The organism is Methylobacterium sp. V23 (genome assembly GCF_002917135.1).
In the GTDB taxonomy this organism is placed as follows: domain Bacteria; phylum Pseudomonadota; class Alphaproteobacteria; order Rhizobiales; family Beijerinckiaceae; genus Methylobacterium.
This window is the reverse complement of record NZ_PDHT01000010.1, coordinates 73,530-91,985: the sequence shown is the minus strand read 5'-3', so window position 1 is coordinate 91,985 and position 18,456 is coordinate 73,530. Positions and strand designations below refer to the sequence as shown.

Sequence of the window (18,456 nt, the reverse complement as noted above, 5' to 3'; positions counted from 1 at the left end):
GACGTCGCCTTCGCGAGCCCCAGAATCCATGAGGGCCGACCCAGAAACGGCGGTTGTCCGAAGACCTCCCTTTCCGAGGACAAGACCTGATGGTTTCACCCGATAAGGATCGGTCCCCTCAAAGCGGGGCAGTGAGACCAGGGAACATCGAAGTTTCAGCGAGCAACAACGTTCAGGCGCTCCGTCCTGGAGACGTCGTCATCTCCGCCGACCTGGCGCATCGCCCCGTTCGGGCGATGGATCTCGCCGGCACGGCCGCGGCCCTCGGCGCGGTCGCCGCGCACTTGGTGCCGGACCCGGCCGCGGCCGGCCAGGCGATCCTCGACGCGATCCTCCGGCTCTGCGGATGCGGCTCGGCAGGGCTCTCCCTGCGCGACGTCGAGGCGGACACGCTGGTCTGGAGCCGCGTCGCCGGCCGGCTCGCCGACCAGGCCGGCCTGCGGTTTCCGCCCGATGGCGATGCGCAGCGTCACTGTGTGGAGACGGGAGAGACCATCCTCGTCAGTCGCCCGTTCGCCGGCCTCGCCGACGAGGCGGGCGCGCCCCTGCTCGAGGGCCTGTTCACGCCCGTGCGGGACACCGCCGGGCGGGTGCTCGGCGTGCTCTGGGCCATCCACCACGACGTGACCGCGCGGTTCGATGCGGAAGACGCCCGGATCCTGCAGCAATTCGCAGGGCTGTTCGTGCTGGCCCTGAAGGGGTCCGGCAACGCGGCACCGGAGCCCGGGGCGAAGCCCGCTCGCGCGGCCCACCGCACCCCGCCGGCGCTGGCCGACGCGAACCCGTTCATTCGTAAGCTGCACGGCTTCGTTCCGCTCACCTCGGCGGATCGGGAGCGCCTGCAGCGCCTGACGGACGAGGCCGTCGCCGTGCCGGCCCGGATCGATCTGATCCGCGAGGGCGATCGCCCCGGAGGCGTCTTCCTGATGCTGGAGGGAATGGCCTGTCGCTACAGGCGGGTCGGTCCGGATCGGCGCCAGATCACCGCCTACCTGCTCCCGGGCGATGTCTGCGACCTCGACGTCGCCCTGCTGAGCCGAATGGATCACACCATCATGACCCTGACGGACAGTCGGGTGGCCCGGCTCGACCGGACGACCGTGCTCGACCTGATCCGCAGCCATCCCAATATCGCGGCGGCCCTGCGCAAGACCACCCTCGTCGACGAGGCGACCCTGCGCGAATGGCTGGTCGGTCTCGGGTCGCGCGGGCCGCTCCAGCGGGTCGCCCATCTCTTCTGCGAGTTGCAGGCCCGGTTCGAGGTCGTCGGGCTGGCGGGTCCACGGGGTTTCCCGCTGCCCCAGTCGCAGTCGGACCTCGCGGACGCGACCGCCCTCTCCGGCGTGCACGTGACCCGGGCGATCCAGGACCTCACGGGCCGCGGTCTCGTCGCCCTGGCCGACGGGATGCTCCTTATCCGCGATCCCGGCGGGTTGAGGGCGCTCGCCGGATTCGGCGGCGACTACCTCCACCTCGAGGATCGGCACCCGCGCGGCTGAGGCTCAGGGCTTGGGCTCGTCCCCGCCGCTGGAACGCTCGGCCAGGCGCGCGAGCGTGGTCAACTCGCGGAACCAGGCTCTCACGGGCTTGGCCGGCGTCCCGCCCCATCGGCTGCCCGGAGGCACGTCGCGGTTCACGTTCGACGACCCGGCGATCTGCGATCCCATGCCGATGCGCAGGTGGCCGACGACGCCGACCTGACCACCCAGGACGACGTAGTCCTCGAGGGTGGTCGACCCGGAGATCCCAACGCCTGAAACGATCACGCAGTGACGTCCGATGACCACGTTGTGGGCGATCTGCACGAGGTTATCGATCTTGGTGCCCTCACCGATGATCGTGTCGCGGCTGGCGCCGCGATCGATCGTGGTGTTGGCGCCGATCTCGACATCGTCCTGAACGATGACCCGGCCGATCTGCGGTACCTTCAGGTGACCCCCCGGCCCCATGGCGAAGCCGAAACCGTCCTGGCCGAGGCGCGCGCCCGGATGGATGATGACCCGGTTGCCGAGAAGCGCATGAGTCAGGGTGGCCCCGGCTCCGACCGCGCAGTCGCGCCCGATCCGGACTCGGGGGCCGATGCTGGCATTCGGGCCGATGACCGTGCCGGAGCCGATCTCGGCACCCGGGCCGATGACGGCGCCCGGATCGACCTGCACGCCGGGTTCGAGGCGCGCCTCGGGATGGATATGGGCTCCCGGGGCGACGCCGGCCGAGCCGAAGAGCGAGGCGGGCCGCATCGCCTCCGGATGGAGCCGCGCCAGCAGGCCGGCGTAGAGCCGGTAGGGATCCCGCAGGACGAGGGCTACGGTCTCGGCCGGGACCCGTGGGGCGAAGCGGGGCGAGACGAGGCAGAGCCCTGCCCGGGTCGCCGCGAGCGCGTCGCCGTAGCGGGCGTTGTCCATGTAGGCGACGTCGGTCGGCGTGGCGGATTCCAGCGGCGCGGCGCCGGTGATCACGCCGTCCGGGTTCGTGCCCTCGGGCAGCGAAACGCCAGCAGCCTCGGCGATGGCGCCGAGGCTGAGGGTGGTGGTCGCGGAGAAGAAGATCGGATCTGACATGCCGTCACAACGCGCTGCCTCCCCGAAAGGAGGCAGCGCTCCGGGTCAGAACCGCGAGCCGCCGGAGAACCGGAAGGCCTGCAGCTGATCCTTGCCGACGCGGCCGAGGTAGTTGCCGGTCGCATCGTAGGCCTTCACGCCTTCATCCTTCGAGAGGGCGTAGGCGTAGTCGAAGCGGATCGGGCCCAGCGGCGAGTTCCAGAGGATCGACGCACCGACCGAGGACCGGATCGTCATCTTGTCGCGCACGTTCACGCACTCGGGTTCGACGCCGATGGTGTTCTGGTTGAAGTTACAGGCGCCGCCCGGTGCGATACCGTTGATGAAGGCATCGCCGTTCACGTTGAACTGCGTCCGGCCGTTATAGCCGAACAGCGTACCGGCATCGGCGAACACCGCGCCCTTCAGGCCCAGATCCCGCGGCACGCCGGGGAGCGGGAACTGAACTTCGACGGTTCCGCCGAAGTAGGTCGAGCCGCCGATGGCGTTCGAACGGCTGTCGCTGATGCCGACGTCGCGCGGACCGATACCGTTGGGCGCGAAGCCGCGGACCAGCGATGGGCCGAGGAAGAACTGATCGGTGATGCGCAGGGGCTGATCGTTCAGGGCCGTGATGTGACCGCCCTGGAAGCGGACGAAGCCGACCACGTCCTCGTAGAGCTCCTTGTAGTACCGGGCATCGCCGGTCACGCGGAAGAACTTCGAGTCGCCGCCGAGGCCGGCGACGTCAGGCTTCAGCTCGGCGTAGAGGCCGTTGCGGGGCGAGCCGAGGTTGTCGAGGGTCGAGTAGGCGAGCGTCAGGCCGGCGAGCGAGGTCAGCGTGTTGCCCTGCGACCCCTTGAGCGCGATCGAGGCTTCGCCGTCGAGGGCACAGGCGGGGTAGGAAGCCTGCTCACCCGGCGCGCCGGTCGCGAGGCCACCCGTCGTGATATTCGTATAACCGACGATCGGGTTCGAACAGTCGTTGTACGGACGCTTGATCGTGTTCGGAACCTTCAGCTCGGTGTTGTAGAGCGAGTACCGCATCGTGATGCCGAACTCTTCGGTGATCGGCAGGCCGACGCGGAGCTGGCCACCATAGACCGTGGTCTCGTAGCGCGAGTAGCGGGTCTGGTCGCTGTACTTGTAGAAGGCGTCGAAGCCGGCGGCGAGACGGTAGCCGAGGAAGTACGGCTCGGTGAACGAGAAGTCGAGGCCGCGGGAGTACTGGCCGCCGGTGCCCGCCACGCGGACGTACTGGCCGCGACCGAGGAAGTTCGACTCCGAGATCGAGACTTCACCGATGATGCCGTCCTGGGTGGAGTAGCCGCCCGCCACCGAGAACGAACCCGTGGGCTGATCCTCGACATCGATGTTGATGATCACGCGGTCGGCCGAGGAGCCCGGCTCGTTGGAGAAGCGCACCTTCTTGAAGAAGCCGAGGCCGTTCAGGCGCCGCTCGGCCCGGTCGGTCAGCACCCGGTTGTAGGCGTCGCCCTCGGTGATATCGAGCTCGCGCCGGATGACGTAGTCGCGGGTGCGGGTGTTGCCGCGGATGTTGATGCGCTCGACGTAGACGCGCGGGCCGTCCTCGACCACGAAGCCCAGGGCCACGGTGTGGGTGGCGCGGTCGCGCTGGCCGGTGGGACGCACCTGGGCGAAGGGGTAGCCCTGACGACCGACCTGGTTGGTGACGCCGTTGAGGGTGCGCTCCACGTCCTCGGCGTTGTAGACGTCGCCGACCTGGGCGCGGATCTCGCCGTCGAGGACCTGGGTGTCGAGGCCCGGCAGGCGGGAATCGATCGCGACCGCGCCGACGCGGTACTGCTCGCCCTCTTCAACGGTGACGGTGACGACCCAGCCGGCATCGCCCTCGCCCTCGACGTAGCGGGCATCGGCATTGATCACGCGGAAGTCGGCGTAGCCGTTCTTGAGGTAGTAGCGCCGGACGATGTCGAGGTCGTTGGTGATGCGATCCGGATCGTAGACATCGGAGGTCTTGATGAAGCTGAGGAAGTTCATCTCCGAAGAGGACATCAGCTCGCGCAGCTTGGACGACGAGTAGGCATTGTTGCCCACGAAGTTGATCGCCTTGATGCCGGTCTTGTCGCCTTCCTCGATCACGTAGATGACGTCGAGGCGGCCGTTCGGCAGGTCTACCGTCCGGAAGGTGACCTTGGCCGTTCCGCGGCCGGCGCGGCGGTAGACTTCCTTAATGCGCTGGATGTCGGCCTGAACCACGGCCTCGCTGAAGGCGCCGCGCGCCTTGGCCTCGACCTCGCCCTCGAGGGTGGCCTTCTCGATCTTCTTGTTGCCCTCGAACACCACCCGGTTGATCAGGTTGTTCTCGCGGACGCTGACGACGGTGCTGGCACCGCTGCGGGAGACCTTGACGTCGGAGAACATGCCGCTCGCCAGCAGGTTGCGGCGGGCTTCCTCGGGCGATCCGGAGGCGGTGCCAGTCACGTAGGACCGGATGGTGTCGGCATCGACACGCTTGTTACCCTGGACGACGATCTGCTGCGCCTGAGCGGCTCCACCGAGAACGAGGCCAGCGGCCGCCGCGGCGACTAGGACGATGGTCTGTTCCGCCGACTTACGCCGGCGCTTCCCCGTCATCGACATCATGTAATCGCCCGTCTCTTTATATCTTCAGCGCGAGTTTGCACCCGCAATCAGGCGCCCGTTTTCCGGGCGTCCTGACACCTGGTCCCAAGCTCAGCTTCTATCGGGATTCCGGCGTTAAGCAAACGCCGGGGGGTCCCGCTCACTGGGGATTTTGGGGAGACGTGGCCTTCCGGTCACTTAACGCCCCGGGCCGATCGTCGAACAGGGTCAACAAACGGTTGCGCGCGAAACCCGGAGGTTCCGCGCGCGAGGGGGATTGTGGTTAAGATCGAGGCGTTTGCATGTCCCGGAACGGGACCGGACGGCGCGTGCCGACCGGTCCCGCTCACGCCCGGTCAGGTTCCGCGGGCGCCCCATGAGGCGCCGAGATTGAGGATATCGTTCCAGGCGGCGAACAGCATGAGGAACAAGACCAGGGCGAGCCCGATGCGGAAGCCGATCTCCTGTGCCCGCTCGCTCAGGGGCCGGCCGCGAACGGCCTCGAAGGCGTAGAACAACAGGTGGCCCCCATCCAGCAGGGGCACGGGGAAGAGGTTGAGGAGGCCGATCGAGACCGAGAGCAACGCGATCAGCCCGACCAGGCCGGCAAGGCCGCCGCTCTGGGCCACGGCACCGGAGACGCGGGCGATGCCGATCGGTCCGGACAGCTGATCGGGGGATTCCCGGCCGGTGGCCAGCTTGCCGATGTAGTCGATCGTCCGGTCGACCACGAAGTAGGTCTCGTAGGTCCCCAGGCCGAGGGACTGGAGCGGGCCGTAATGCACGAGCTTGGCCTCGCTCGCCTTCGGACCCTGGATTCCCAAACGGCCGAAGCGGTGACGTCCGAAGGGGGTCACATCCTCCTTGCGCTCCGGCACGGCCACGAGCTCGCGGGTCTCGCCGCCGCGCTCGACCGTGAAGGTCAGGCTGGAGCCGGCCGCCCCCGACACCGTCCGCTGCATGTCGGTAAAGCTGTTGACCCGCGACCCGCCGATGGCGCGGATCACGTCGCCGGGCTCGAAGCCGGCGCGGGCCGCGGCGCTGTCGGGCATCACGGCCTCGACGCGGGCCGGCGTCTCGTAACGGCCGCCGACATAGATGGCGCCAGAGAACAGCGCGATGGCGAGGATGAAGTTGGCGATCGGCCCGGCGGCCACGATGGCGGCGCGCTTCGGGAGGGACTGCGTCGGGAAGCTCGTGGCCCGCTCCTGCGGGGACATCCGGGCGACGGCCTCGGGGTCCGGAACGCTGGCGCCGTTGGCGTCGCCGTGGAACTTCACGTAGCCGCCGAGGGGGATCGCCGAGAGCTTCCAGCGCGTTCCGTACCGGTCGTTGAAGCCGAAGAGTTCCGGTCCGAAACCGAGGGAGAAGGCGTGCACGCCGACGCCGCACCAACGCCCCACCAGGAAGTGCCCCATCTCGTGCACGAACACGACGATGCTCAGCACGATCAGGAAGGGGATCACGGCGCCGAAGAATCCGCTCGCCGTGCCGCCCATGGCGTTCAGGAAGTCCATTGGTCGATCCTCTCGGCCTCCCCCGGGGCCGTCGCTCCGCTGTAGCAGATCGGATGTGTTGAACGCGAACGCAAACCTTTCGACCGGGTTTTGCGGTCGCAGGGGGGTCGGCGGGCCGGACTATCCCCGCATTCCCGAGGTCACGGTAAAGAACCACGGCGGCTTCGAAGCAGCCAGCAAAGTCCTCAGTGACCGCCACCGGCGCCGGCCGCGGCCCGGGGCCGCCGGATGAAGGGCACGGCGCAGGCCATGGCCACGAACAGGAAGGTCAGGACCAGGAACACGTCGGTGAAACCCATCACCAAGCCCTGAAGGCGCACGGTGTTCATCAAGGCCTTCAGCGCCATCGCGTCGGCATTGCCGCCGAGCAGTTCGAACTGCCGGCGGGTCATCTCCAGGCGCTCGAGGACGGCGGTGTTGGTCCAGGTGAAGCGCTCGTGCAGGCGGGCGAGGTGCAGGTCCCAGCGGTCGTTCAGGACGGTGTTGATCAGCGCGAGCCCGACGGCACCGCCGAGGTTGCGGGTGAGGTTGTAGAGGCCGGAGGCGTTCTTCATGCGCGCCGGCGGCAAGGTGCCGAGGGCGATGTTGTTGATCGGGATCATGCACAGCATCAGCGAACAGCCACGCAGGATCTGCGGCACCAGGAGTTCCCAAAAGTCCCAGTCCTTGGTCAGGCCGGTGACCATCCAGGTGCCGGTGGCGAACCCGAGGAAGCCGAGCCCCATCATCAGGCGCGGGTCGACCTTGCCCGAGAAGCGCCCGGCGATCGGCGCGGTGGCGAACATGCAGAGGCCGGAAACGAACATCGTCTCGCCGATCTGGAGCGCCGAGTAGCCGCGCACGCGCCCGAGATAGACCGGGTAGAGGTAGGTCAGGCCGTAGAGGCCGATGCCGAGGACGAAGCTGAAGATGCAGCCGGCCGTGAAGTTGCGGTCGGAGAAGGCGCGCAGGTCGACGATGGGCTCGGCGGCCGTGAAGGCCCGCCAGAAGAAGGCGGGTCCGGCGGTCAGGCAGATCACCGCGCAGGCGAAGACCGCCTCGTCGGCGAGCCAATCGTGGTTCGGCCCTTCCTCCAGCACGTATTCGAGACAGCCGAGCATCAGGGCCATGAACACGAGGCCGAACCAGTCGAAGCGCTTGAACAGGGCCAGGTTCGGCTCGTCGAAATCGACCAGCAGGTAGGTCGACACCGTCACGAAGATGCCCGGCACGACGTTGACGAGGAACAGCCAGTGCCAGTCGAACAGGTCGGTGAGGTATCCGCCGACGGTGGGCCCGATGGTGGGCGCGAGCGTCGCCACGAGGCCGATCATCGGCGAGACGATGGAGCGCTTCGAGGGCGGGAAGATCGTGAAGGCGGAGGCGAAGACCGTCGGGATCATGCCGCCGCCGATGAAGCCCTGCGCCGCCCGCCAGAGGATCATCTCGTTGATCGAGGTGGAGGTGGCGCACATCAGGCTCATCAGCGTGAAGCCGCCGGCCGAGATCACGAACATCCAGCGCGTTGAGACGACCCGCGACAGGAAGCCGGACAACGGGATCGAGATCACCTCGGCGATGAGGTAGCTGGTCTGCACCCAGGGGATCTCGTCGCCCGAGGCCGACAGGCCGGCCTGGATCTCGGCCAGCGAGGCCGAGACGATCTGGATGTCCAGGATCGCCATGAACATCCCGAACACCATGCAGACGAACGCCACCATGCGGCGGCGGTCCAGCGGCGGCTCGGCGGCCGGTGGGGCCGATGCCAGGGTGGCGGTCGCGGCCATCGGCGGCGCCTAGTGCCGGGAGGCCGTGCGGAGCCGGTCGTCCCCGGCCGCGGTCTCGGCGCTATCGCGTGTGTCCACCCGGACGGTCACCGAAAGGCCGGGCCGCAGGATGCCCTCGCGGGCGACATCGGCCGGCACGTGCACCCGCACCGGCAGACGCTGAACGATCTTGGTGAAGTTGCCGGTGGCGTTGTCGGGCGGCAGCAGGCTGAAGACCGAGCCGGACGCGGGGGAGAGCGACTCGACCTCGCCGACGATGTCGCGGTCCGGGTAGGCGTCCACCGCGATGTGCACGCGCTGGCCCGGATGCATGCGCTCGACCTGGGTCTCCTTGAAGTTTGCGTCGATGCGGACGCTCTCCAGGGGGACCAGGGCGGCGATGCGCGAACCCGGGGAGACATAGGCGCCGGCCTCCGCGGCCTTGTTGCCGATCACGCCGTCGAAGGGCGCCCGGATCGTGGTGAAGTCCAGGTCGCGCGCGGCCCTGGCCTCGGCGGTGCGCAGTTCGGCGGCGAGGCCCTCCGCCTCCTTGCCCTGCGCCCGCAGCACCTCGACATTGGCCCGCATGGCCACGAGGGAGGCCTCAGCCCCCTTCACCGCGGCCTCCGTCCGGTCGCGGTCCGCCCGCGCCTGCTCGATGCGCGCCTTGGCGACGAAATCGACCTTCTCGAGTTGCTGCTGGCGGGCATAATCGGCCGCGGCGCGGACCGCATCGGCCCGGTTGGCGTCGATCTGGGCCGAGGCCTGCAGCATCTGCGCCTGCGCGGCCTCGACCTGCCGGGCGATGCGGGCGATGGCCGCCTGCTGCGTCTCCAGCTTGTCGTGGGCGGCCTGCGCGGCGAGGCGATAATCGCCGTCGTCGATCCGGGCGATCACGTCGCCCTTGTGCATCGCCTGCCCATTCACGACCGGAACCGCCGCGAGATAGCCGGGGATCTTGGCGGCCAGGACCGAGATGTCGGCCTGGACATAGGCGTCGTCGGTGCTGACGAAGAAGCGTCCGACGGTCCACCAGGCATGCGCCTTGTAGGCGCCGCCGCCGAGGGCGGCGAGGAGCAGCGTCGCCAGGACGAACTTGCGCGTCCGCCGGGGTTTGACGCGCGCCTCGCCCAGCGGAGGCACGATGACCGCCGGCGCCATCGCCTGGGCAGGGACGGCCGCCGGAGGCGTCGCCACCGTCCGTGTCTCGACAGCGTCGACCGGAACCGGCTCGGCTCGAAAGCCGTCGTCCTCGCGCAAGCTCATGACTTCGATCTCATGGACGACGTTCTCATGGACTTCGATCTCAAGGCATCGACCCGGTTCTTCGAAGGGGTTGACCGAACCGTTCGGTCATTTTCAGGGCCGTGTGCGCTGGCGCGGCCCGGGGCATTCAGATATTATGACCGAACCGTTCGGTCAATGAGGATCCACACCATGGCGACCGCAGATGCCGCGCTTGATGCGCGGGAACGCACACCGGGCGAGACCGACAAGCGTCGCCAGATCCTCGACGGCGCGCGCGCGGTCTTCATGGCCTCCGGCTTCGACGGCGCGAGCATGGGCGAGATCGCCAAGGCGGCGGGCGTCTCGAAGGGGACCCTCTACGTCTACTTCGACAGCAAGGAAGCCTTGTTCGAGGATCTGGCGCTGTCCGAGAAGCGGGGTCTCGCCGAGGTGCTGTTCCGCCTCGACGCCGACGATCCCGACGTGCGCAGTGTCCTCACCCGGCTCGGGCGGAGCTACCTCGCCGAGATGATCCGGCCGGAGCACGTCACGGTGATTCGGATGGTCATCGGCGCCTGCGAGAAGTTCCCGCGCCTGGGCCAAGCCTTCTTCGAGGCCGGGCCGGTGCAGGGCACGACGCGGCTGGCCGCCTATCTCGACGCGCAGGTGGCTGCGTCGCGCCTGCGCCCGGCCGATACGAATCTCGCCGCGCGCCAGTTCCTGCAGATCTGCCAGGCCGGATTGCTGACGCGCCTGCTCTTCAACGCCGGCGACGGCGTCTCCCAGGCGGAGATCGAGCACAACGTCAGCGAGGCCGTGCGCGTGTTCCTGGCCGGCTACAGCCCCGAAGCTTGAGGCCCGGGTCAGGCCGCCGTGAGGGCCTGGCTGCTCCAGCGACGAACCTCGGCATCGATGGCCAGGGCCTCGTCGACATCCGCGGGCGCGGTCCGGTACGGGCCGGCGAAGTGCGCGCAGGCGCGCTCGACCAGGTCGGCGATGCCGTAGAAGCCGATCGCCCCCTTGATGAAGGCCGCGACCGCGATCTCGTTGGCCGCGTTCATCACCGTGGGCGCGGCGCCTCCGGCGGCGAGCGCCGCCCGGGCGATGCGCAGGCAGGGGAAGCGCGCCTCATCGGCGGCCTCGAAGGTCAGGCTTCCGGCAGCGGCGAGGTCGAGGTGGCGGCCACGGGCGATCGTCAGGCGCTCGCCGAGACCCAGGCAATGCGCGATCGGCACCCGCATGTCCGGCATGGCGAGGCCCGCCGTGACCGCGCCGTCACGCCAGTAGACGAGGCCGTGCACGATCGATTGCGGATGGACGATGACGTCGAGGCGCTCGGGTTCGAGGGCGAACAGGTGGTGCGCCTCGATCAGCTCCAGCCCCTTGTTCATCAGGGAGGCCGAATCGATGTTGATCTTCATGCCCATCGACCAGGTCGGGTGGGCGGCGGCTTCCGTGGGCGAAGCGGCGGCGATGCGCTCGCGGGTCCAGGTGCGGAACGGACCGCCCGAGGCGGTGATGGTCATCTTCGCGACGTCGTCGAGGCGGCCGTCCCCGAGGGCCTGCGCGAGGGCGTTGTGCTCGGAATCGACCGGCAGCAGGGTGGCGCCGTAGCGCTTGGCGTCGCGCATGAAGGCGTCGCCGGCGCAGACCAAGCTCTCCTTGTTGGCGAGTGCGACGGTGCGGCCGAGCTTCAGTGCCGCGTGGGTCGGGCGCAGGCCGGCGGCGCCGCTGACCGCCGCCACCACGATGTCGGCATCCCGGGCGACCGCCTCGAGGACGGCGCCCTCCCCGGCCCCGTTCCGGATACCGGTATGGGCCAGGGCGTCGCGCAGGGCCGGACCGGTGGACTCGTCGGCCAGGGCCACGAAATCGGGCTGCAGGTTGCCGGCCAGCCGGGTGATGGCCTCGACATCGCGCCCCGCCACCAGACCGCCGATGCGGAAGCGATCGGGATGCTGCAGTAGCAGGTCGATGGTCGATTGGCCGATGGAGCCGGTGGCGCCGAGAATGGTGACGGTCAGCAACGGAAGGGTCCTTCAGGCCGCCACGAAGCGGCGGGCGATGAGATAGAAGCCGGCCAGGACGGCCACGGCGAAGAAGCCGTCGAGGCGATCCATGACCCCGCCATGGCCGGGAATGGCGCGGCCCGAATCCTTCACGCCGTAGCGGCGCTTGAGGGCGGATTCGACGAGATCCCCGGCCTGACTCAGGACGGAGGCGGTGGCGCTGATGAGGGCGACGAGGGCGAGCGAGGTGGTCGCGAGATCGCTCCAGCCATGGTCACGCGCGACCACCACCAGGGCGACGCCGGCCAGGGTGCCGGCCGCGAGGCCGCCGAGCGCTCCGGACCAAGTCTTCTTCGGGCTGACCTTCGGCATCAGCTTCGGACCGCCGAAGGTCCGGCCGGTGAAGTAGGCGATGATGTCGGTGGACCAGACCACGGCGAACATCCAGGCCGGTCCCAGGATGCCGATGGCGGGATCGTCGCGCAGGGCGGTCGGGACCAGGGCGATCACCGCCGAGCTCAGGAGGCCCGCGAGGGCCCGCCCCCGTCCCGCCCCGCCACGGGCCACGGCCGTCACGAGCACGGCCCCGAGGGCACCGACCCCGAGGGTCATTCCGGGCGCCGCGTCCCCGTGCAGGCAGAGGACGAGGCCGAACAGGGTGGCGGCCGTGAGCGCCAGGACGAGGCGCCGGGGGACGACCGCGCTCATGCCGATCCACTCGGCGGCGAAGACGATCCCGGCGGCGAGCCAGATCACCGCGAAGGGCCAGCCGCCCAGGACCAGGGCGGACAGCACGATCGCGCCGAGCAGGACGGCCGAGACCAGGCGGGTCTGGAACTCACGGCTGGCGAGGAGGCCGCGCTGCGAGGCGGGTGCCGCCTCTCCGGGTGTCATGGTCAGCCGGCCTTGCCACTGAGGCCGCCGAAGCGACGGTCGCGACGGTGGTACTCGTCGACGGCGGCGCGGAAGGCGGCGTGGTCGAAATCCGGCCAGAACTCCGGCACGATCACGTATTCCGCGTAGGCGGTCTGCCAGGTGAGGAAGTTCGACAGGCGCTGCTCGCCGGAGGTGCGGATCACGAGATCCGGGTCCGGGATGCCGGTGGTGTCGAGGGCGCCCGTGAGCACGTCAAGATCGATGGCTTCGGGCGACAGCCGTCCCGCCGCCACGTCCCGGGCGAGGCTGCGGACCGCCCGCAGGATTTCCTGCCGGCCGCCGTAGTTGAAGGCCACGATCAGGGTCAGGCCGGTATTGGCCCGGGTGCGCTGCTCGGCCTCGTCGAGCAATCCGGCGATATCCGCCGGCAGTCCCTCGCGCTCACCGATGATGCGGATGCGGACGTTGTTGCCGTGGAGATCCGCCAGGTCGCGGCGGACGAAGAGCTTCATCAGACCCATGAGGTCCGCGACTTCGGCGGGCGGCCGACGCCAGTTCTCGGACGAGAAGCTGTAGATCGTCAGGTAGCGCACACCGAGTTCGATGGCGGAGCGCACGGCGCGCCGGACCGCCTCGACGCCACGCCGATGTCCCTCGACCCGCGGGAGCCCGCGATCGGAGGCCCAGCGGCCGTTCCCATCCATGATGATGGCGACGTGCGTCGGGGGCGCCGCCAGGGCTGGCACGGGGGAGCCCGGATAGACCGCCGCAGCGTTCTCCGCCGCGCCCAGCGCGACGTCCGTGCCGTGCACCCTCGCCGTCTCGATCTGACGCGCGCCTTCTGAGCGACCCAACGCGCTTCTCCCCCAACCGTCTCTCGTGCCGATCACACGTGGTCCCGATCCCGATCCTGGATCCTAGACCTGCATGATCTCCTTCTCCTTGGCGGCGAGCACGCCGTCGATCTCGGCAATGAACTGGTCGGTGGCTTTCTGGACATCGCCGGCCTGACGCTTCTCATCATCTTCGCTGATCGCGCCGTCCTTCTCCAGCTTCTTGAGATGGTCCAGACCGTCACGGCGGACGTGGCGGACGGCGACGCGCGCTTCCTCGGTGTACTTGTGGGCGACCTTGACCATCTCCTTGCGGCGCTGCTCGTTCATCTCGGGCACGCGCAGGCGGATGGTCTGGCCCTCGGTCTGCGGGTTCATGCCGAGGTCGGATTCGCGGATCGCCTTCTCGACGGCGGCGATCATGCCGCGGTCCCAGACCGAGATGCTGAGCAGACGGGGCTCGGGCACGCTCACCGTCGCCACCTGGGCCATGGGCATCATCGCTCCGTAGGCGTCGACCTGGATCGGATCGAGGATGCTCGGGGTCGCGCGGCCGGTCCGGAGCGATCCGAGATCACCCTTCAACGACGCCACGGCGCCCTGCATGCGACGCTTGATGTCGTTCAGGTCGAATTCTGGAATGGCTGCCATGCTGGACTATCCCGACGCGAACTTGAGGGAGTGGGTCGGGCCGCCGGGGCCCGTTCGTGGGCCTCAATGAACCAAAATCCAGTGGGTCGCAAATGGCGTTCGCGTCGTTTCGGCAGGAAACCCCCGAGCCGGGCGCGCGCGCTGCGCGCCTAGGCCTTCACGGCACTCGCCGCGGCGGGCCCGGAGCGCTGCACGCAGTGGTTTCCTTCGACTTCGGTGAAGGCCCGGAGGAGCGCGACCGCGCCGGCGGCGGTCATCTGCGTCGGATCGAGCCGCGGCTTCGGGCCGTACCGCAGATAGAGCGTCTCGAGGGGGTCGGTGTGACCGGCATACCCCACCGTCCAGCCGCGAAAGTCGCGCTGCTCGATCGCGCGCGCCGCGACCAACACCATGCCGCTGTGGCGGCTATCCGCCGCAAGAGTCCAGAGCTGATCGGACAGGGCGACCGGGTCCCCCTCCATGGCCTGCAGGAAAAACTTTTCGTTGAAGACCAACGCACCCGTGAATCCGGATGCCCGATCGTAGCGATTGCAGGAAGCCAGGATGTCCCGGACCAGCTCGCGCATGGTCCCGCCGTGCAACGTCAGGAGGTTGTGACTGTAGAAAACAACCTGCGAAAGGGACATGGCCGCGCTCGACGACCGCTCGACCCAGTTGGTGGCGGCTCGTTACGGCAACAGATCCGAAAACTCTCAACAAACATTGAGAGCGATCGGCGGACGTCCAGGCGCGACATCCGCCGTTGTGAACGGTGGCGCAGGCGCCGGCCGGGACGGCGCCTAGGGGACGACCTGGGTCGCCGGCGCCCCACCCGTCAGGATCGCCAGGATCGAACTCGGCGCGTGAACGGACCCGACGACGATCGACAGGCGGCTCTCGCGGGCGAGCGCGAAGGCGGCGGTGTCCATCACCTTGAGGTCGCGTGAGATGGCCTCGTCATGGGTCAGCCGGTCGTAGCGCGTGGCGGTGGGGTCGCGGTTCGGATCGGCGGAGTAGACCCCGTCCACCTGCGTGGCCTTCAGCACGGCGTCGCAGCGCAGCTCGGCCGCCCGCAGGACGGCGGCGGTGTCCGTCGTGAAGAACGGGTTTCCGGTGCCGCCGGCGAGGACGACCACCTGGCCCTTGTCGAGATGATGCAGCGCGGGCTGACGCGCATAGGTCTCGCAGATCGTCGGCATCGAGACCGCGGACATCGTGCGCGCCGGAACGCCCGCGGCGTTCAGGGCGGTTTCCAGAGCCAGGGAGTTCATGACCGTCGCCATCATCCCGAGGGAATCGCCGGTGGCCCGGTCGATCCAGCCGGCCGCCGAGATGCGGGCGCCGCGGATCATGTTGCCGCCGCCGACCACCAGCGCGATCTGCACGCCGGCCTCGCGGGTGCGGGCGATGTCGTCGGCGATGCCCGCCAGGGTCGGGGGATGCAGCCAGTACCCGTCGGGAGCGGCCAGCGCCTCGCCGGAGAGTTTCACGAGGACGCGGCGAAACGGTGTGGTCTCCGGCATCGAGCCAGTCCCCTCTAACCCGGCCTGGATCAGGTCGGGGAGCCAATCGGAAGCGGAGGGGTGTCTAGCCCAAGGGAGGCCGGAACGTCGAGGGGCGGCGCCATCCCTGGCACCGCCCCCCGGTGTTTTCGTAGGGATCGACGCCGATTCGACGATCGGCGCCGGTGACGTGTCAGCGCGAAAGGCTCGCGACTTCGGCCGCGAAGTCCGGCGCCTCGTCCTTCTCGATGCCCTCGCCGAGGGCGTAGCGCACGAAGGCGCTGAGCTTGACCGGCGCGCCGGCCTTTCCCTCGGCCTCCTTCAGCACCTGGCTGATGGTCTTGGAGCCGTCATGCACGAAGGGCTGCTCCAGGAGGGTGACCTCCTTGTAGTAGCTCTTCAGGCCGCTCTCGACGATCTTGGCGAGCACGTTCTCGGGCTTGCCGGCGTTCTTCTCGCGCAGGATGTTGATCTCACGGTCGAGGGTCGCCTGGTCGACGCCGGCCGCGTCGAGGGCCACCGGGTTGGTGGCGGCGACGTGCATGGCGATCTGGCGGCCGAGGGTGGAGAGCACCTCGACGTCGCCCTCGGATTCCAACGCCACGAGCACGCCGATCTTGCCGAGGCCCTCGACCACCTGGCCGTGGACGTAGGATGCGATCACGCCCTTGGTCACGTCGAGCTTGGCGACGCGGCGCAGGGTCATGTTCTCGCCGATGGTGGCGATGAGGTTGGCGAGGCTTTCCTTGACCGTGGTCGAAGCGCCGGGGAACGTGGTGGCCTCGAGGCCTTCCAGCGTGCCGTCGGTGTTGAGCGCGAGCTTGGCGGCCTCGCGGACGAAGGCCTGGAAGCTGTCGTTGCGGGCGACGAAGTCGGTCTCGGAGTTCACCTCGACGATCGCGGCATGATGGCCGGCGGACTCGACGGCGACCAGACCCTCGGCGGCCACGCGGCCGGCCTTCTTGGCGGCCTTGGCAAGACCCTTCTTGCGCAGCCAGTCGACGGCGGCTTCGATGTCACCATCGGTCTCGTTGAGCGCGCCCTTGCAGTCCATCATGCCCGCGCCGGTCTTCTCGCGGAGCTCTTTCACCAGTGCGGCGGTGATGTTGGCCATGGCGGGTCCTTTCCGTGTCTTGTCAGATGCGAAGCCTTCCCGGGGGAAGTCTTCTGAAGCGGACGTTTCGAGTGAAGCGAAGTCTTTTGAAGCGACTGAGCCCGGCGCTCATGGAAAGCACCGGGCTTCAGGAAGCAGTGTCCGATCTGGCGATGGCGGCCCGATGACGGGCCGCCGAAGCGGGATCAGGCGGCAGCGGCAGCCTCGACGAAGCCGCGGGCCTGGTCGACCCAGCCGTCGCGACCGATGCGGCCGTTCAGCTTCAGGTCGGCATCGACCTTGGCGATGTCGTCGGCGCTCATGGAGGCCAGCTGCCAGTAGTGGTAGATGCCGGCTTCGTTGAGCTTCTGCACGATCTGCGGGCCGGCGCCGTGGAGCTTCGACAGGTCGTCGGGTGCGCCGCGGGGAGCCGAGAGCAGCTCGAAGTGCTCGGTGGACTCGACGAGGGCGGCGACGTCGGCCTGGTTGACCGAGCCCGACTCGACGGAGGTCGCCGCATCGTCGTTGGCCGGCAGCTCCTCGGCGACCGGCTCCTCGGAGGCGCCGAGATCGACGCCCATCGAGCCCTGGCCGCGCGAGATGCCGTCGATGGCGGCGCGGGCGATCAGGTCGCAGTACAGGGCGATGGCGCGGCCGGCGTCATCGTTGGCGGGGACGACGTAGGTGATGCCGTCCGGGTTGCAGTTGGTGTCGACGATGGCCGCCACCGGGATCCCGAGGCGCTGGGCCTCCTTGATCGCCAGCTGCTCCTTGTTGGTGTCGATCACGAACAGCAGGTCCGGCACGCCGCCCATGTCCTTGATGCCGCCGAGGGCCTTCTCGAGCTTGTCCTTCTCGCGGCCCAGCATCAGGCGCTCCTTCTTGGTGAGGCCCTGGGCCCCGCCGTCGAGGGTCTCGTCGACCTTGCGCAGGCGCTGGATCGAGCCCGAGATGGTCTTCCAGTTGGTAAGCATGCCGCCGAGCCAGCGGGAGTTGACGTAGTACTGGGCCGAGCGCTTGGCGGCTTCCGCGATGGTGTCGGCGGCCTGACGCTTGGTGCCGACGAACAGCACGCGGCCGCCCTTGGCGACGGTGTCGCTCACCGCCTGCAGGGCCTGGTGGAGCGCCGGCACGGTCTGGGCGAGGTCGATGATGTGGATGTTGTTGCGCGTCCCGAAGATGTAGGACTGCATCTTCGGGTTCCAGCGGTGGGCCTGGTGTCCGAAGTGGGCGCCGGCCTCGAGAAGCTGACGCATGGTGAAATCAACGGCCATGTCTTTGTACTCTCCGGTTGGTACCGCCGCGGAGGAAGCGATCGCGTCTGAGGGACGACGACCACCGGAAACGCCTCATTCAGGCATGAGGCCGGCTCCGCGTGTGGAATGGGCGGGGCCTTAACAGAGCTCGGCCGCCGAGGCAAGGTTTGCCGGCGCTGTCGCCTTCAGCGGATCGAGGCCGCGATCGCCTGCTGGATCGCCAGGATGTTGGCGCCGCGCTTCAGGGTCTTGCGGATCGGCTCGGCCCGGCCCGAAACCCAGATCGCGAGCTCGGAATCGAGGTCGAAGCTGCCCGCCGTCTCCACCGAGAACGACGTGATCGCCCGGTAGGGCACGGTCAGATAGGAGACCTTCCGGCCGGTGATCCCCTGCTTGTCCACCAGGATCAGGCGCCGGTCCGTGAACACGATGAGGTCGCGCAGGATCCGGAAGGCGACCTGGACCGGTTCACCCTCGGTGAGGATGCCGGCCATCTGCTCGTTGACCTGCGCCGGCGAGAGATCGCTGCCGTGGCCGAGCAGTCCATCGAGAAAACCCATCGCGCGCCGTATCCCCCTGAAGCCCCGCATCACCTATGTAGGGGCGCGTCCGCCGTTCCGT

16 protein-coding genes are annotated in these 18,456 nt (G+C 68.7%); 2 read left to right on the top strand and 14 right to left on the bottom strand.

All coding sequences use genetic code 11. The features are described 5' to 3' along the window. The first annotated feature begins 236 nt into the window (after positions 1 to 236). On the top strand, positions 237 to 1,499 hold the full coding sequence (locus CRT23_RS11650; protein WP_181017322.1) for a helix-turn-helix domain-containing protein: 1,263 nt from the start codon (positions 237 to 239) through the stop codon (positions 1,497 to 1,499). A 3-nt stretch (positions 1,500 to 1,502) separates the two neighbouring features. On the opposite strand, the gene lpxD is transcribed toward CRT23_RS11650, so the two are convergent. The 5 genes from lpxD to CRT23_RS11625 form a co-directional block, all read right to left on the bottom strand. After that, complete coding sequence (lpxD, locus tag CRT23_RS11645) at positions 1,503 to 2,561, bottom strand: UDP-3-O-(3-hydroxymyristoyl)glucosamine N-acyltransferase (RefSeq protein WP_103709811.1); 1,059 nt, start codon at positions 2,559 to 2,561, stop codon at positions 1,503 to 1,505. 45 nt (positions 2,562 to 2,606) lie between these two features. After that, positions 2,607 to 5,168 (bottom strand): outer membrane protein assembly factor BamA, encoded by a 2,562-nt coding sequence (gene bamA, locus CRT23_RS11640; RefSeq protein ID WP_103709810.1) that lies wholly within the window; start codon positions 5,166 to 5,168, stop codon positions 2,607 to 2,609. A gap of 335 nt (positions 5,169 to 5,503) precedes the next feature. Continuing rightward, on the bottom strand, positions 5,504 to 6,664 hold the full coding sequence (gene rseP / locus CRT23_RS11635; protein WP_103709809.1) for an RIP metalloprotease RseP: 1,161 nt from the start codon (positions 6,662 to 6,664) through the stop codon (positions 5,504 to 5,506). A 185-nt stretch (positions 6,665 to 6,849) separates the two neighbouring features. Continuing rightward, complete coding sequence (locus CRT23_RS11630; protein WP_103709808.1) at positions 6,850 to 8,430, bottom strand: DHA2 family efflux MFS transporter permease subunit; 1,581 nt, start codon at positions 8,428 to 8,430, stop codon at positions 6,850 to 6,852. Positions 8,431 to 8,439: 9 nt separating this feature from the next. Then, the gene (locus tag CRT23_RS11625) at positions 8,440 to 9,675 is read right to left on the bottom strand and encodes an HlyD family secretion protein (protein WP_103709807.1); all 1,236 of its coding nucleotides are present in this window, start codon (positions 9,673 to 9,675) and stop codon (positions 8,440 to 8,442) included. Between the two features lie 171 nt (positions 9,676 to 9,846). Between CRT23_RS11625 and CRT23_RS11620 the strand changes: the two genes are divergently transcribed. Next, positions 9,847 to 10,491: a TetR/AcrR family transcriptional regulator gene (locus CRT23_RS11620; RefSeq protein WP_103709806.1), complete on the top strand. Its 645-nt coding sequence runs from the start codon at positions 9,847 to 9,849 to the stop codon at positions 10,489 to 10,491. An 8-nt stretch (positions 10,492 to 10,499) separates the two neighbouring features. On the opposite strand, the gene dxr is transcribed toward CRT23_RS11620, so the two are convergent. From dxr to CRT23_RS11575, 9 genes are all read right to left on the bottom strand, one after another. Next, positions 10,500 to 11,663, bottom strand: coding sequence for a 1-deoxy-D-xylulose-5-phosphate reductoisomerase (gene dxr / locus CRT23_RS11615; RefSeq protein WP_103709805.1), 1,164 nt, complete (start codon positions 11,661 to 11,663; stop codon positions 10,500 to 10,502). A 12-nt stretch (positions 11,664 to 11,675) separates the two neighbouring features. Continuing rightward, positions 11,676 to 12,539 (bottom strand): phosphatidate cytidylyltransferase, encoded by an 864-nt coding sequence (locus CRT23_RS11610; RefSeq protein WP_103709804.1) that lies wholly within the window; start codon positions 12,537 to 12,539, stop codon positions 11,676 to 11,678. 2 nt (positions 12,540 to 12,541) lie between these two features. Further along, complete coding sequence (locus tag CRT23_RS11605; protein ID WP_244477410.1) at positions 12,542 to 13,267, bottom strand: isoprenyl transferase; 726 nt, start codon at positions 13,265 to 13,267, stop codon at positions 12,542 to 12,544. A gap of 171 nt (positions 13,268 to 13,438) precedes the next feature. Further along, positions 13,439 to 14,005: a ribosome recycling factor gene (gene frr, locus CRT23_RS11600; RefSeq protein ID WP_055956140.1), complete on the bottom strand. Its 567-nt coding sequence runs from the start codon at positions 14,003 to 14,005 to the stop codon at positions 13,439 to 13,441. Positions 14,006 to 14,154: 149 nt separating this feature from the next. Beyond that, positions 14,155 to 14,631 carry a BLUF domain-containing protein gene (locus CRT23_RS11595; protein ID WP_103709803.1) on the bottom strand — a complete coding sequence of 159 codons (477 nt, stop codon included), beginning with the start codon at positions 14,629 to 14,631 and terminating at the stop codon, positions 14,155 to 14,157. 153 nt (positions 14,632 to 14,784) lie between these two features. Next, positions 14,785 to 15,507, bottom strand: a complete 723-nt coding sequence (gene pyrH, locus CRT23_RS11590; RefSeq protein WP_055956146.1) for a UMP kinase — start codon at positions 15,505 to 15,507, stop codon at positions 14,785 to 14,787. A gap of 172 nt (positions 15,508 to 15,679) precedes the next feature. Then, positions 15,680 to 16,600: a translation elongation factor Ts gene (gene tsf / locus CRT23_RS11585; RefSeq protein ID WP_055956149.1), complete on the bottom strand. Its 921-nt coding sequence runs from the start codon at positions 16,598 to 16,600 to the stop codon at positions 15,680 to 15,682. Between the two features lie 185 nt (positions 16,601 to 16,785). Then, a complete protein-coding gene (locus tag CRT23_RS11580; RefSeq protein WP_055956152.1) occupies positions 16,786 to 17,853 on the bottom strand; it encodes a 30S ribosomal protein S2 in 1,068 nt (355 codons plus the stop codon). 167 nt (positions 17,854 to 18,020) lie between these two features. Beyond that, positions 18,021 to 18,395 (bottom strand): PH domain-containing protein, encoded by a 375-nt coding sequence (locus CRT23_RS11575; RefSeq protein WP_103709802.1) that lies wholly within the window; start codon positions 18,393 to 18,395, stop codon positions 18,021 to 18,023. Positions 18,396 to 18,456: the final 61 nt, after the last annotated feature.

Coding starts and splice junctions, on each gene's coding strand:
- CRT23_RS11650 (WP_181017322.1), top strand. CDS start 237: ATGGATCTCGCCGGCACGGCCGCGGCCCTCGGCGCGGTCGCCGCGCAC.
- lpxD (WP_103709811.1), bottom strand. CDS start 2,561: ATGTCAGATCCGATCTTCTTCTCCGCGACCACCACCCTCAGCCTCGGC.
- bamA (WP_103709810.1), bottom strand. CDS start 5,168: ATGATGTCGATGACGGGGAAGCGCCGGCGTAAGTCGGCGGAACAGACC.
- rseP (WP_103709809.1), bottom strand. CDS start 6,664: ATGGACTTCCTGAACGCCATGGGCGGCACGGCGAGCGGATTCTTCGGC.
- CRT23_RS11630 (WP_103709808.1), bottom strand. CDS start 8,430: ATGGCCGCGACCGCCACCCTGGCATCGGCCCCACCGGCCGCCGAGCCG.
- CRT23_RS11625 (WP_103709807.1), bottom strand. CDS start 9,675: ATGAGCTTGCGCGAGGACGACGGCTTTCGAGCCGAGCCGGTTCCGGTC.
- CRT23_RS11620 (WP_103709806.1), top strand. CDS start 9,847: ATGGCGACCGCAGATGCCGCGCTTGATGCGCGGGAACGCACACCGGGC.
- CRT23_RS11610 (WP_103709804.1), bottom strand. CDS start 12,539: ATGACACCCGGAGAGGCGGCACCCGCCTCGCAGCGCGGCCTCCTCGCC.
- frr (WP_055956140.1), bottom strand. CDS start 14,005: ATGGCAGCCATTCCAGAATTCGACCTGAACGACATCAAGCGTCGCATG.
- CRT23_RS11595 (WP_103709803.1), bottom strand. CDS start 14,631: ATGTCCCTTTCGCAGGTTGTTTTCTACAGTCACAACCTCCTGACGTTG.
- pyrH (WP_055956146.1), bottom strand. CDS start 15,507: ATGCCGGAGACCACACCGTTTCGCCGCGTCCTCGTGAAACTCTCCGGC.
- tsf (WP_055956149.1), bottom strand. CDS start 16,600: ATGGCCAACATCACCGCCGCACTGGTGAAAGAGCTCCGCGAGAAGACC.
- CRT23_RS11580 (WP_055956152.1), bottom strand. CDS start 17,853: ATGGCCGTTGATTTCACCATGCGTCAGCTTCTCGAGGCCGGCGCCCAC.
- CRT23_RS11575 (WP_103709802.1), bottom strand. CDS start 18,395: ATGGGTTTTCTCGATGGACTGCTCGGCCACGGCAGCGATCTCTCGCCG.